Genomic DNA, 13,892 nt, shown 5'->3' with positions numbered 1-13,892 from the left:
CGAAGACTGATATCTCACCTCGTCGATACATACTGTCTGACGAATCGTTTGTCAATGAATTCGGTGAACGGTAGTAAATACCGTTCAAGCGTATGTATGTATCGGTCGCCGAGCGCGGCACCTCAGTTGGGTACGTCGGTAGGTAAGGTATATATCGTCCGCAAGTTGCGCGGGGGCAAGTCTAGGTGCTCCCGAGTAAGATTCTCTATTGATAGGAGAAGACATGGCCATCATCAACAAGGGTATGTCCAGGCGTTCGTTCCTCGGCCTCACCGGCAGCGTCGCTGCTGTCGCAGGGCTTGGTCTCACCGGCTGCGGCGGCAGCTCTAGCGACGAGGGTTCCGCTTCCGGTTCCACCGATTCCGCCAACCGTGGCGGCGGCGTGATCACCGCTGGTTCCGCTTACGCTCCGTCCAGCTTCGATCCCGCCAGCACCGGCTCCGCTGTGGGCCTGGGTGCTAACTGGCACGTCGTCGAGGGCCTCTACGGCATCGATTACCACGACTACAGCACCTTCAACGAGCTCGCCACCGACGATCCCAAGTCTGTGGACGACACCACTTTCGAGGTCACCATCCGCAAGGGCGCCAAGTTCTCCGATGGCACCGAGGTCACCGCTGACGATGTCGTTGCCTCCTACACCGCTTGCGCCGCTTCCGCTACCTATGCTCCGTTCTTCCAGCCCTTCGAGTCCATCGAGGCCAAGGACGCCAGCACCGTGACGGTCAAGACCAAGGTCCCCAACTTCTCCCTGCTCAAGGATCGTCTGGCCATCGTCCGCGTTACCCCGGCCACCCAGACCGAGGAGGATCGCGCCAAGCAGCCGATCGGCTCCGGCCCCTGGATGTACGACTCTATCTCCGATACCGAGATTACCCTGGTTCCCAACCCCGAGTACAACGGTGAGTATGCTGCCGAGGATAAGAAGATCCAGTACAGCATCCTGACCGACCCCACCGCTCGCGTTACCGCTCAGCAGGAGGGCTCCACGCTCGTTATGGAGCTCGTTACCGCTGACGCCGTCGACCAGCTCGAGAGCGCCGGCTGCAAGATCGATAACGTTCAGGGTTTCGGCACCCGTTTCATCATGTTCAACGTCGCCAAGGAGCCTTGGAACAACGTCAAGGTCCGTCAGGCTGTCATGTATGCGCTCGACACCGAGAAGATGGTCAGCAACACCTTCGCCGGCCTTGCCACCGCTGCCAGCTGCTACCTGCCCAAGAGCTTCACCAACTATCATGAGGCTTCCACGGTGTACAAGACCGACGCCAAGAAGGCTAAGAAGCTCATCGAGGAGTCTGGCATCACCCCGGGTGCCATCACCCTGCGCACCACCGACAACGAGCAGATTAAGGGCATGGCCGCCCAGGTCAAGAACGACCTCGACGCTCTCGGCTTCGATGTGACCATCCAGACCGATACCTCGCCGGCCACCTACGCTGCCATCGACGGCGGCGAAGCCTACGATATCCTCCTTGCCCCTGGCGATCCTTCCTGCTTCGGCGCCGACCCCGACCTGCTGCTCAACTGGTGGTACGGCGACAACGTCTGGATGCAGACCCGTTGCCCGTGGAAGGAGTCCGCTGAGTGGCAGAAGCTCCACGGTCTCATGGACGAGGCTCTTGCCGCCGAGGGCGACGAGCAGCAGAAGAAGTGGAACGAGTGCTTCGACATCATTGCCGACAACGCCGTTCTGTACCCCGTTGTCCACGTCAAGACCGTCTCCGCTTCCTGGGACGATCCGTCCACTGCGCCCAATGGCGAGGCCCTCGATGGCTTCAAGGGCATCGGCACGACGAGCATGTCCTTCAGGGGCGTTGCGACCGTCAAGGCGTAAGACTCGCTTGAGTCTGTATGCAGGATGTCGGTCGTTGGGACCGTATCCTCATAGTTGAAACAAAGACCCGGGCGGCAACGATGTCGCTCGGGTCTTGTAATGAGTATCCGTACTCATATACCAGTTGGTCCTACCGACAAAAGAAAGGGGAGAGAACGTGAACAACTTGCTACGTTTGATTGGAAGGCGTCTTGTGGCGCTGCCGATCATGGCATTGGGCGTCACCGTCCTGGTGTTCTTCCTTATGTCGTTCTCCAAGACCGACCCCGCCTACACGGCGTTGGGTGACGGTGCCTCGCCCGAGGCGGTTGCCGAGTACCATGAGAAGTATGGTCTGGACGACCCCTGGCCCGTGCGCTACGTGCGCTATATGGGCGATCTGATCCATGGCGACATGGGCACCTATGGTGCTGCTCGCAACTCCGTTGCCAAGCGCATCTCCACGGCCCTGCCCGTCACGATGCAGCTGACCTTCATCGGTCTTGCCATCGGTGCGGTCGTTTCGTTTTTGCTCGGCGTCATCGCGGCACTGTATCGCGACAAATGGCCGGACCAAGTGATCCGCGTCTTTTCCATCGCCGGCTTGGCAACCCCGTCGTTCTGGCTTGCCGTTCTGTTGATCCTGCTGTTCTCTTCCTACCTTAAGGTGCTCCCGGCATCGGGTGCTCTGCCTCACTTCACCACGAATCCGGTTGGCTATCTGGGACGTATGATCATGCCCGCTATCGCCTTGGCATTTCCGCTGACGGGCCAGATGACTCGTATCGTGCGTACCGCCATGGTCGAGGAGCTCGACAAGGATTATGTCCGTATGGCTCGCGGCGCCGGCGTTCCCGAGAAGGTCGTCGTCGGCATCAACGTTCTTCGCAATGCGCTGATCACCCCGGTCACCACCCTCGGTCTTAAGATCGGTTACCTCATGGGCGGCGCCGTCGTCATCGAGGTTATCTTCAACCTCCCCGGCATGGGCACCGCGATTCTGCAGGGCGTTCAGGGCAACGAGGCGAACCTGGTTCAGGGCGTCGTTATCGTCGTTGCTCTTGCCTTCATCATCATCAACATCGTGGTTGACATGCTCTACCTGCTCATCAACCCGCGCATCAGGACGGTGTAGATTATGGTAAAGATTCGAGAGAAGCAAACCGAGCAGCTCGAGAAGGCTGCCTCTAAGGGGCTCAAGCTCGGTGGCTGGAAGAAGATGACGCTGTCTTCTAAGATTGCAGCCGTCGTGCTGGTGCTGGTCGCCCTGACTGCGATTCTGGCGCCCCTTCTTGCCCCCTATAGCCCGGTCGAGATCTTTACGGCTCGCCAGGCTCCCGGCAACGGATTTATTTTCGGTACCGACGATAAGGGTCGCGACATTCTGTCGCGTATGCTCTACGGTGGTCGTTACTCGCTGATTATCGGCTTTGGCGCCACTGCCATGGCTCTGGTCTGCGGCTCGGTCGTGGGCGCCCTTGCAGCGGTTTCGCGCAAGGCCGTCTCCGAGACGATCATGCGTATCTTGGACATCATCATGTCCATCCCGGGCATCGCCCTCGCGGCCGTCTTCGTCTCCATCCTGGGCAACTCCGTGCCGTCGATCATCTTCGCCATCGGCTTTATGTACACTCCGCAGATTGCCCGTATCGTACGCGCTAATATCGTGTCCGAGTACGGCGAGGACTATGTCCGCGCGGTCATCGTTTCCGGCGCCAAGGCTCCGTGGATTTTGATCAAGCATGTTCTGCGTAACTGCATCGCCCCGATCATGGTCTTCACCGTTACCCTGGTCGCCGACGCCATCATCTTCGAGGCTTCGCTGACCTTCATCGGCGCTGGTATTCAGGAGCCCACCGCTACCTGGGGCAACATCCTCGCCGACGCCCGCGGCGGCGTGCTCGCCGGCCGTTGGTGGCAGGCGCTGTTCCCGGGCCTGGCCATCATGATCACCTGCCTGGCGCTCAACATCCTCTCCGAGGGCATTACCGACGCCATGGCCGCTGCTCCCTCCGCCGCCCTGGATCCGACCGATTCCTCCAAGCGTCGCGAGGCCGACCTGCTGGTCTCCGACCCCGTTCGCGCCTACAAGGAGCAGGCCCAGTCCCTCTCCGCTCGCCTTGGCGCCCTGCGCGATGTCGAGCTCAAGCGTGACGATCGCCATGTGCCCGACGAGTCTGTCGAACCGATTCTCTCGGTCCGTGACTTCTGCATTCAGTTTGAGCATCACGGTGATATCAACGTTGTCGACCATGTCAACTTTGACGTCCGTCCTGGTCAGACCATGGGCCTGGTGGGCGAGTCCGGTTGCGGTAAGTCCATCACCACGCTGGCCATCATGGGCCTGACCGATGAGGACGAGCACCTTTCCGGCGAGGTCCTCTGGGAGGGCCGTGACCTGCTCAAGATGAGTAAGAAGGAGTGGTTCGGCCTGCGCGGTACCGATATCGCTATGGTCTATCAGGACGCCCTGTCCTCGCTCAACCCCTCCATGCTCATCTCTGCCCAGATGAAGCAGCTCACTAAGCGCGGCGGAACCCGCAGCGCCGAGGAGCTTCTGGAGCTCGTCGGCCTCGATCCCAAGCGCACGCTCGAGAGCTATCCGCACGAGCTTTCCGGCGGCCAGCGTCAGCGTGTCCTGATCGCTATGGCCCTTACCCGCGACCCCAAGCTGGTCATCTGCGACGAGCCCACGACCGCTCTGGACGTTACCGTCCAGAAGCAGGTCATCAAGCTGCTCAACGATCTTCAGGCCAAACTCGGCTTTGCCATGATCTTCGTTTCGCACGACCTGGCGCTGGTCGCCGAGGTCGCCCACAACATCACGGTTATGTACGCTGGCCAGGTTATCGAGCAGGCGCCCACCAAGGAGCTGCTCACCAACCCGATTCACGAGTACACCCGCGGTCTTCTGGGTTCCGTTCTGTCCATCGAGAGCGGTTCGGGCCGCCTGCACCAGGTGCCTGGCGCCGTTCCGAGCCCGCGCGATTTCCCCAAGGGCGATCGCTTCGCGCCCCGCTCGAGCCATCCGCGTATTGGCCTGGACACCCGTCCGGTCTTCAAGCGCGTGCCCGGCACCGAGCACTTCTATTCCGAGCTCCCCGACGAGGTGCTCAAGGCAAATGGTTTGACCCCTCACGCGGAGGTGATGTAGATGAGCGAGACCGCAGTCAACGGCGTCGAGCCGATCATCTTCCTTGATGACGTCCACGTCACCTTTAGGACCCGTACCGGCTCGATTCTGCACCCCAACCTGGTTCACGCCGTCCAGGGTGTAACGATTAAGCTCAGGCCCGGTCAGACGATCGGCATCGTCGGCGAGTCCGGTTGCGGTAAGTCCACCACCGCCAACGTCATGTGCGGCCTGCAGGCCCCCACGAGCGGCAAGGTCTACTTTAAGGGCAAGGACGTTACCAAACGTACCGCCGAGGACCGTCGCCACATGGGTCGCGTCATCTCGGTCGTGTTCCAGAACCCGGCCACGGCGCTCAACCCCCGCATGGTCGTTCGCGAGCAGCTGCTCGACCCCATGCGCGTCCACAACCTGGGTACCGAGGCCGAGCAGGAGGAGCGCGTCAAGGAACTCTTGGAGCTCACCGGTCTGCCCAGCTCCGCTGCCGAGGTTCTTCCCGGCCAGCTTTCGGGCGGCCAGCGCCAGCGCGTCGCAATTGCCCGTGCCCTGTCGCTGAACCCCGACGCCATCATCGCCGACGAGCCCACCTCGGCTCTGGACGTTTCAGTCCGCGCACAGATTCTGAACCTGCTGACCGACCTTAAGAAGGAGCTCGGCCTGGCCATGGTGTTCATCAGCCATGACATCCAGACGGTCCGCTATATCTCTGACGACATCATCGTTATGAATGGCGGCAAGATCGTCGAGCAGGGCGAGGCCAAGCAGGTCTTCCAGCACCCCCAGGACCCCTACACCAAGATGCTGCTCGGCGCTGCGCCGTCGCTGCTGCATCCCAAGCTCGGCGAGTAGCCTCGCATTCCCTCCCGTGCGCCCGGTTCCCTTGCCGGGCGCACCTCCGTTGCGATTTCGAAAGGTTGGGTTCACGAGCCATGCCAAGTGCTCAGGAGCTACAACATCAATTTGATGAATATCGAGGCGCCATGCCCCGTCCATCAGATTTCGATCTCTTTTGGAAGGATCGCATGGCCGAGGCCGACGCCGTCGGGCTTGACTATGCGATCGAAACGGCATCGGTCGCCGATGCCGCGACCTGCCAGCTTTTCGACCTCTGGTATACCGGCATGTGTGGCGCGCGCCTGCATGCCAAGTACCTTAAACCCGTCTCGGACGAGCCCGTGCCATTGGTACTTCAGTTCCATGGGTATCCGGGTGCAAGCCGCAGCTGGTTTGAGCAGGCGACGTTTGCGGGCATGGGCATGGCACTCATCGCCCTCGACTGCCCCGGCCAAGGAGGTCCCTCCGAGGACATTGGTGGATTTGAGGGCACAACGGTTGCCGGTCATATCGTTGCCGGTATCGACGGCGACCCGGCCAACCTCTACTATGTCCGCTTGCACCAAGATATTCGCATCCTGTGCCGCATCGTTCGCGAGCTCGAGGGCATTGATCTTGCGCGTGTGTTTGTGAACGGCGCGTCGCAGGGTGGCGGTTTGGGCATTGCGACCTGTGCACTTAACAGCGAGCTTATCAATCGTGCCGCCATCCTCTATCCCTTCCTGTCAGATTTCCGCCTGGTCTGGGATTTGGATGCCGACGACATTGCCTACGAGGGCCTGCGCTATTGGTCTCGCTGGTTTGACGAGGACTCGACTCGTATTGACGAAGCCTATGCCAAGCTGGCGTACTTCGATTCCAAGAACTTTGCCCCTATGGTCAAATGCCCCGTGCTGTTTGGCACTGGCACAGCCGATATCGTCTGTCCGCCAGCGACGCAGTTTGCAGTCTATAACAACCTGACCTGCGAAAAGCGTCATGAGTTCTTTGAAGGCTTTGGCCACGAGGAGATTCAGGATTTTGACGATCTGATCATTCCGTTTTTCTGCAAGGGAGGGGAGGCTCATGTCTAAGTGCGAGAGCAATGTTGACGAGCTGATTGTCCCCGGGCTCGTGGGAATTCCTGGAACGGTTTCGTCAAGGCTCGCAGAATATCGGGACTGGCACGGTGATGTCCAAGCAGATGTTTCTGATTTAGAGACATGCGCTTCGAATCTTGAGATTCAAGGCCTGGCCATTACGGCGATTGACTTTGTTAACCCCTGCGCCCGTTACTCGGAGGTCTCCTTTGAGCTCGGTGACGATGCGATTCACGCTCGTTTGATCGAGCCTGTCGGTCGTGCCCGAGTATCTGAGCGCGTGCCGCTGTGCCTGATGTTCCACGACATCGATCGGCCTGTGCGCGGCTGGCATCACATGACGAGATTTGCCGCCATGGGGTATGCCGTCCTCGCGCTGGATGACGATGTTGCTGGTGCGGACGATCTGCAGCGGGGGATTTCTTCGCCCGCTTTTGTCGAGCGCGCCCGTTGGGGTTGCGCGCTGGCGAAGGTGGCGCGCAATCTTGATGGCATGGACCCCGACCGCATCTTTGCATGGGGCGAGGGTCTTGGCGGCGGAGTCGCACTGGCGGTTTCTGCTCTGGACGAGCGGGGCCTCGCCTGCACGGCGGTTGCCAATCCAATTCCCGGTGGCCTCGAGGCGCTGTCGTCTCGGGTGCGCGGATCGGTGCTCATGGGCACATCGCTTATGGATACCGTGAGCGATTCCAAGGATCAGTTTGCCGTATTCAACGGTCTTGAGTGTGACCGGAGGCATATCATCTATGCAAAATACGCTCACGAGCGCATCAATGCGTTCGAAAACGAAGTCGTCGACTTTTTTAACCAAACGTTCTACTCGTGTTCTTTGGCCTAGACGGCCTGGACACTGCCAACAAGAGTGGGTGGCATAGGGCCGCCCGCCAGACAACTAAGGAGATTCTTGTGGCAACTCAGAAATTCACCGGCGTTATCCCTCCCGTCGTTGTTCCCGATACCGAAGATCACCAGCTCGACGTTGCCTCCTTTGAGCGCAGCATCAACCGCATGATCGATGCCGGCGTCGATGGCCTGTTCTTCTTGGGATCCTCGGGCGAGGTCGTCTTCTCCACCGACGAGCGCCGTCGCCAGATTATCGCCGAGGCCGTTCGTATCGTCGACCACCGCGTTCCCGTTCTGGTCGGCATCATCGACACCGAGACCGAGCGCATGATCGAGCACGGTAAGGTCGCTCAGGAGCTGGGCGCCGATGCCCTCGTCGCCACCTGCCCGTTCTATGCCCTGCAGGGCATGACCGAGGTCGAGGAGCACTTCCGCATCCTGCATGAGGAACTCGACCTGCCCATCTTTGCTTACGACATCCCCGTGTGCGTCCACACCAAGCTCCCCTGGAAGCTCCTTGCCAAGCTCGGCGCCGAGGGCGTTCTGGCCGGCGTCAAGGATTCCTCGGGTGATGACATCTCGTTCCGCTACCTCGTTCAGGAGAACGAGAAGAACGGCCATCCGATGAGCATCCTCACCGGTCACGAGGTTGTTGTCGACGGCGCTTACCTCGGTGGTGCCGACGGTTCCGTCCCGGGCCTCGCCAACGTTGAGCCTGAGGGCTACGTGCGTCAATGGAAGGCCGCTCAGGCTGGTGACTGGGCTACCGTCAAGGCCGAGCAGGATCGCCTCAATGAGATTTCGCACATCTGGGATGTCACCTCGGGCGTCCAGGGCTATGCCGGTGGCGTCGGCGCCTTCAAGACCGCTATGAACCTCATGGGTATCTTCGACAGCCCGACCATGCCGCGCCCGGTGAAGGCCATGACCGGCGAGAACGTCGAGGCGATTAAGAAGGTCCTTCAGGACAACGGTCTCCTGTAAAGCTTCCCCAGGCACCCGATCTTGGGGCTCAAGTGGTCGGGCTTGACCCATTAGGTCAACGCCCGACCACTTTCACCCCAACCTCGGGCACCCGGGAAACCTTTACTAAGTTGCGGCGATAACACCGCCTTCATTTCCTGTAGTTGTTTTTTATCTCCTAAGGAGAGCGACATGGAGAACAAGTACGTCTGCTCTGTCGATATCGGCGGAACTAAGATCGCGACTGCCATCATGGAGTACCCGGCTGACGGCAGCGTGCCCCATCCCGTTTTTGAGGCCGAGGTTCCTACCGAGGCCCAGGAGGGCGGCGAGGCCGTCTTCCAGCGTATCGAGGCGTCCATCAAGGCTGCTCTCGAGGCGAATCCCGATGTCGAGGTCCTTGGCGTCGGTATCGGTGCCGCCGGCGTCGTCGATCCCAAGACGGGCGCCATCGCGTATGCCAACGAGATCATGCCCGGCTGGTCCGGCGTTCAGTTGGGGCCGCGTCTGCGCGAGGACCTCGGTCTTCCCGTTGCCGTTGTAGGCGACGTGCAGGCTCATGCACTGGGCGAGGCCCACTGGGGCGTCGGCAAGGGTAAGTTCTCCGTCTTGTGTCTTGGCATCGGTACGGGCATCGGCGGCGCATATGTCGAGAACGGCCGCGTGATGCAGGGCTTCCATGGTGCTGCCGGCCATATGGGCCACATCGAGTGCTCGGCTGCCGCCGGCATTCCCTGCGCCTGCGGGCGTTCCGGCCATCTGGAGTCGGTTGCTTCGGGCACTTCCATTGGTCGAATGTACGATGAGCGTTTTGGCCGCGTCGACCCCAGCCGTCCTTCGGTCGGTCGCGATGTGAACGACCTGTGCCGTGCGGGCGACGCAAAGGCGACCGAGGTCATCCATGACGCCGGCTTTGCGCTGGGCGCCAGCTTGGGCTCGCTCGCTAACATCCTGGACCCTGAGGTCATCGTGCTTTCGGGCGGCGTGATTCACCAAGGTCCCGATTGGCGTTCGCAGACGTGGAAGGATTCGGTGCACGAAGGCTATGCCAGCCAGGCGCTCGATCCGCTTCAGGACACGCCGATCCTCATCGGTTCTCTGGAGGGCGATGCTCCGCTCATCGGTGCCGCTGAGCATCTTCTTGCCTCGTTGAAGTAAAAGTATCTGCTGTAGGAGCCTCCCGAGACAACACGCCTCGGGAGGCTGTTCTAAGAAAGGTTGCAGCCTTATGACCGTCGATCCTTTGATTCAATCCCTGAAGGGCAAGCTCGTCGTGAGCGTTCAGGCGTATATGGGCGAGCCGCTTCGTACGCCCGAGACCATGGCGCAAATGTCTCGCGCTTGCGAGCTCGGCGGCGCCGCCGCCATTCGCTGCCAGGGCCTTGCCGACATTGCCGCCATTAAGGGTCGCTGTGAGGTTCCCGTCATCGGCCTGTGGAAGGATGGGCACGAGGGCGTTTACATCACGCCGACGCTGCGTCACGCTCGCGCCTGTGTTGCTGCCGGTGCCGATATCGTGGCGATCGACGCCACCGATCGTCCGCGCCCCGATGGCAAGACGGTCGAGGATACCTTCCGCCCGCTGCACGAGGAGGGTGTGCTCCTGATGGCGGATTGCGCCACCATCGAGGACATTCGCCGTGCTGTTGATATGGGCTTCGACCTTGTATCCACCACGCTTTCTCACGGCGTCGCCGCCATCGACTGCACCATGGCCGATGGCCCCGACCTGCCGCTCCTGCGTCAGGCGACCGAGGAATTCCCCGGCCTTCCCATCATTTGCGAGGGTCGCGTGCATACGCCCGAGGAGGCTCGCGCCGCGATCGATGCTGGCGCCTGGGCCGTTGTCGTCGGCACCGCCATCACGCACCCCACGAGTATTACGAGTTGGTTCAAGGCTGCGCTTGAGGCGTAAGACAGGCCTCGTATCCGCTCGGGGCGGTATACTCAATATAGGCAATTGACCGCGCGGGATCCGGGTTGCTGGGTCCCGCGCTTGTTTTCGGGAGGCAGCACATGCAAAAGGGAGATGCCATGGATGCGGCGGAGCGCTCGGAGCGCATCCCCGATATCGTCATCATCACCGGAATGTCCGGATCGGGCCGCACACAGGCCATGCACGTGTTCGAGGACATGGGCTATTTTTGCATCGATAACCTGCCTCCGCGTCTCATCGCCCAGCTTGCCGAGCTCGTCGGCATCAATACGGGCGTGGGCAGGCATCTCGCCGTCACCTGTGACCTGCGCAGCCAGGGCTTGTTCGATGAGCTGCTCGATGCCGTTGCCGCACTCGAGGAGCGCGAGATGAGCTGCGACATCGTGTTCCTGGAGGCTTCTGACGAGGTACTGATTCGTCGCTACAGCGAAAATCGCCGCCGTCATCCCATTGCCAAGCCGGGGGAGACTACGGCCGATGCCATTCAGCGCGAGCGCCTTCAGCTGCAGGGCGTGCGCGATCGAGCCGATATGATTATCGACACGAGCCGTCTGCGCACCTCTGCGCTGCGCAACAAGCTACGTATGGCATTTTCCGAGCTGTCCGACCAGCAGCTCATGGACGTCCATGTGTTCTCGTTTGGCTTTAAGCACGGCATGCCCGTCGAGGCGGACATTATGATCGACGTCCGCTTCCTGCCCAATCCGTTCTACGATCCCGAGATGCGCACCATGACCGGTCTCGATAAGAAAGTCTCCGACTTTGTTCTGGACCATCCTAAGACGCAGGAGTTCTGGAAGGCCTGGACGCAGCTGCTCGATACGGTCATGCCCGGTTATATCGCAGAGGGCAAGCCGCAGCTTTCTATCGCCATCGGCTGCACGGGCGGCCAGCACCGCAGCGTTGCTATTGCCGAGGCCACGGCCCGTTACCTAGAAGGCGCTCAGTACCACGTGAGCATCTCCCACCGCGACCTCTCGCGCGCCAACACGAAGGCATAGGCCTGCATGTCGTTTACCGCTGAGGTGCGTGACGAGCTTGCGCGCTGCGAACCCGAATGTGAATACTGCGACTTGTCGACGCTTGCCGCCCTCACGCGCGTGAGTGGTACGCTCTCGCTTACCGGCTCCGGGCGGTACCGTTTGACGGTTGCGACCGAGACGGGAGCCGTCGCGCGCACGATGATCACGCTGACGCATCGCATCCTTAAACTCAAAACGGAGTTCACCGTCCGCAAATCTGTATTGCATAAGGTTCGAAATTACCTCATCACCTTGCCCGATCAGCCCGATTTGGATAAGGCTTTGGTGCTGCTGGGTATCCTCGACCGGAGGGGAGGACTTGTCGCCGGCGTGCCCCGGCATATCGTTGCCCGTCCTTGCTGCAGACTTGCCTATATCCGCGGCGCGCTCATTGCGGGCGGCTTCGTGGCCGATCCACGCGGCGATTTTCATTTGGAGATCGCGGTGCAGGGCGAGCAATATGCCAAGGGGCTTTGCGACCTGTTGGGGCAGATTGGGGTCCATGCTCGTGTTAATGCACGGCGGGGGTCATATGCCGTGTACATTAAGAGCGCCGAGGAAATCGAGCATCTATTAAAGCTGATTGGTGCCAAGCGCAGCGTTGCCGAGATTGAGGAGGCGCGCGCGGTCAAGTTGGTTAAGAACGATGTGAACCGTCGCGTGAACGCCGAGCTCGCCAACCAGACCAGAAGCGCCGGTGCTGCCCAACATCAGCTTGCGCTTATCGATGAGCTCGAGCAGCGCGGCCTTCGCGATGCGCTTCCGGATGCCTTGGCGGTCTTTTGCGACCTGCGCGAGCGCTATCCCGATCTGTCGCTGCGTGATTTAGGGGAGATGGCTGACCCTCCCTTGTCGAAGTCGGCCCTCTACCATCGAGTTTTGAGGCTTGAAAAGCTCATTGAAGCAAATCGGTAGTTTAAAGTATCGACTTATATACGGATTTAGCTGCTATTTTATTCTTTAAAACGTTTTAACGTAAATTTGATTTTCAATTTCGACTATTCTCGTGAAATTCAAGTCAAAAAAAAGGTATATTAGGCGAGTGGTTAGTTTGTGGGCCTCAACGGCGGGCGCTGTAGCTTGCGGGGGCCTTACGAAAGGAGACACAATGGCAGTAAAGGTTGCTATTAACGGCTTCGGTCGCATCGGTCGTCTGGCTTTCCGTCAGATGTTCGGTCATGAGGGCTCCGAGATCGTCGCTATCAACGACCTCACCTCTCCCGATATGCTCGCTTACCTGCTGAAGTACGACTCCACGCAGGGCAACTACGCTCGCGATCACGAGGTCGTTGCTGGCGAGGATTCCATCACCGTTGACGGCAAGGAGATCAAGATCTACAAGGAGGCCGACGCCAACAACCTGCCTTGGGGCGACCTCGACGTCGACGTCGTTCTCGAGTGCACCGGCTTCTACACCAGCAAGGCTAAGGCTCAGGCCCACATCAACGCTGGCGCCAAGAAGGTCGTCATCTCCGCTCCGGCCGGCAGCGATCTGCCCACCATCGTGTACAACGTCAACCACGAGACGCTGACCGCTGAGGACAACATCATCTCCGCTGCTTCCTGCACCACCAACTGCCTCGCCCCGATGGCCAAGGGTCTGAACGACTTCGCTCCCATCGTGTCCGGCATCATGACCACCATTCACGCCTGGACCGGCGACCAGATGCCGCTCGACGGCCCGCAGCGCAAGGGCAACAAGCGTCGTAGCCGCGCCTGCGCCGTCAACATCGTCCCCAACACCACCGGTGCTGCCAAGGCTATCGGCCTGGTTCTCCCCGAGCTCAACGGTAAGCTCATCGGTGCCGCCCAGCGCGTCCCGACGCCGACCGGCTCCATCACCAACCTCTACGCTGTCGTTGACAAGAAGGTCACCGTCGACGAGGTCAACGCCGCTATGAAGGCCTACGCTTCCACCATCTCCGAGACCTTCGGTTACAACGAGGACGACATCGTCTCCACCGACATCATCGGCGAGACCCACGGCTCCATCTTCGACGCCACTCAGACCATGTGCTCTGACCTCGGCAACGGCCAGACCCTCGTTCAGGTCACCTCTTGGTACGACAACGAGAACTCCTACACCTCTCAGATGGTCCGCACCATCAAGTACTTCGAGAAGTTCGTTGCTTAATTTAGCTTTTAGCGAATAGCTCGTTGAGCGTCTAAAGAAGGGCGCGGCCTCATAGGGCTTACACCCTAGGGTCGCGCCCTTTTTATAGGAAATCGTCTGCCGTAATGGGAGGCAGACACGTACGAAAGGTAG

General features: G+C 60.2%; 12 protein-coding genes. All 12 read left to right on the top strand.

Annotated elements, in window-relative coordinates; genetic code table 11:
- Nucleotides 1-223: 223 nt before the first annotated feature.
- On the top strand, nucleotides 224-1,837 hold the full coding sequence (locus DWY05_RS04165) for an ABC transporter substrate-binding protein (RefSeq protein ID WP_035138897.1): 1,614 nt from the start codon (nucleotides 224-226) through the stop codon (nucleotides 1,835-1,837).
- 157 nt (nucleotides 1,838-1,994) lie between these two features.
- Complete coding sequence (locus tag DWY05_RS04160; protein WP_035138896.1) at nucleotides 1,995-2,951, top strand: ABC transporter permease; 957 nt, start codon at nucleotides 1,995-1,997, stop codon at nucleotides 2,949-2,951.
- Between the two features lie 3 nt (nucleotides 2,952-2,954).
- Nucleotides 2,955-4,970: a dipeptide/oligopeptide/nickel ABC transporter permease/ATP-binding protein gene (locus DWY05_RS04155; RefSeq protein ID WP_099431432.1), complete on the top strand. Its 2,016-nt coding sequence runs from the start codon at nucleotides 2,955-2,957 to the stop codon at nucleotides 4,968-4,970.
- Nucleotides 4,971-5,798 (top strand): ABC transporter ATP-binding protein, encoded by an 828-nt coding sequence (locus DWY05_RS04150; RefSeq protein ID WP_117820742.1) that lies wholly within the window; start codon nucleotides 4,971-4,973, stop codon nucleotides 5,796-5,798.
- A gap of 80 nt (nucleotides 5,799-5,878) precedes the next feature.
- Entirely contained in the window at nucleotides 5,879-6,856 is a 978-nt protein-coding gene (locus tag DWY05_RS04145) for an acetylxylan esterase (RefSeq protein ID WP_117820741.1), read from the top strand.
- Nucleotides 6,849-7,700 carry an acetylxylan esterase gene (locus DWY05_RS04140; protein WP_117820740.1) on the top strand — a complete coding sequence of 284 codons (852 nt, stop codon included), beginning with the start codon at nucleotides 6,849-6,851 and terminating at the stop codon, nucleotides 7,698-7,700. The genes DWY05_RS04145 and DWY05_RS04140 overlap by 8 nt, the downstream gene beginning before the upstream one ends.
- A gap of 68 nt (nucleotides 7,701-7,768) precedes the next feature.
- Nucleotides 7,769-8,689, top strand: coding sequence for a dihydrodipicolinate synthase family protein (locus tag DWY05_RS04135; protein ID WP_035138887.1), 921 nt, complete (start codon nucleotides 7,769-7,771; stop codon nucleotides 8,687-8,689).
- Nucleotides 8,690-8,860: 171 nt separating this feature from the next.
- The gene (locus DWY05_RS04130; RefSeq protein ID WP_022094876.1) at nucleotides 8,861-9,826 is read left to right on the top strand and encodes an ROK family protein; all 966 of its coding nucleotides are present in this window, start codon (nucleotides 8,861-8,863) and stop codon (nucleotides 9,824-9,826) included.
- A gap of 70 nt (nucleotides 9,827-9,896) precedes the next feature.
- Nucleotides 9,897-10,583: an N-acetylmannosamine-6-phosphate 2-epimerase gene (locus tag DWY05_RS04125; RefSeq protein WP_022094877.1), complete on the top strand. Its 687-nt coding sequence runs from the start codon at nucleotides 9,897-9,899 to the stop codon at nucleotides 10,581-10,583.
- Between the two features lie 101 nt (nucleotides 10,584-10,684).
- The gene (gene rapZ / locus DWY05_RS04120; RefSeq protein ID WP_022094878.1) at nucleotides 10,685-11,605 is read left to right on the top strand and encodes an RNase adapter RapZ; all 921 of its coding nucleotides are present in this window, start codon (nucleotides 10,685-10,687) and stop codon (nucleotides 11,603-11,605) included.
- Between the two features lie 6 nt (nucleotides 11,606-11,611).
- Nucleotides 11,612-12,541, top strand: coding sequence for a DNA-binding protein WhiA (whiA, locus tag DWY05_RS04115; RefSeq protein WP_117820739.1), 930 nt, complete (start codon nucleotides 11,612-11,614; stop codon nucleotides 12,539-12,541).
- 193 nt (nucleotides 12,542-12,734) lie between these two features.
- Nucleotides 12,735-13,760, top strand: coding sequence for a type I glyceraldehyde-3-phosphate dehydrogenase (gap, locus tag DWY05_RS04110; protein WP_099431436.1), 1,026 nt, complete (start codon nucleotides 12,735-12,737; stop codon nucleotides 13,758-13,760).
- The last annotated feature ends 132 nt before the right edge of the window (nucleotides 13,761-13,892 follow it).

This window comes from Collinsella sp. AF23-4AC, assembly GCF_003462685.1.
Taxonomy (GTDB): domain Bacteria; phylum Actinomycetota; class Coriobacteriia; order Coriobacteriales; family Coriobacteriaceae; genus Collinsella.
The sequence above is the reverse complement of the archived record's forward strand: the minus strand, read 5'-3'. Positions and strand labels throughout refer to the sequence as shown.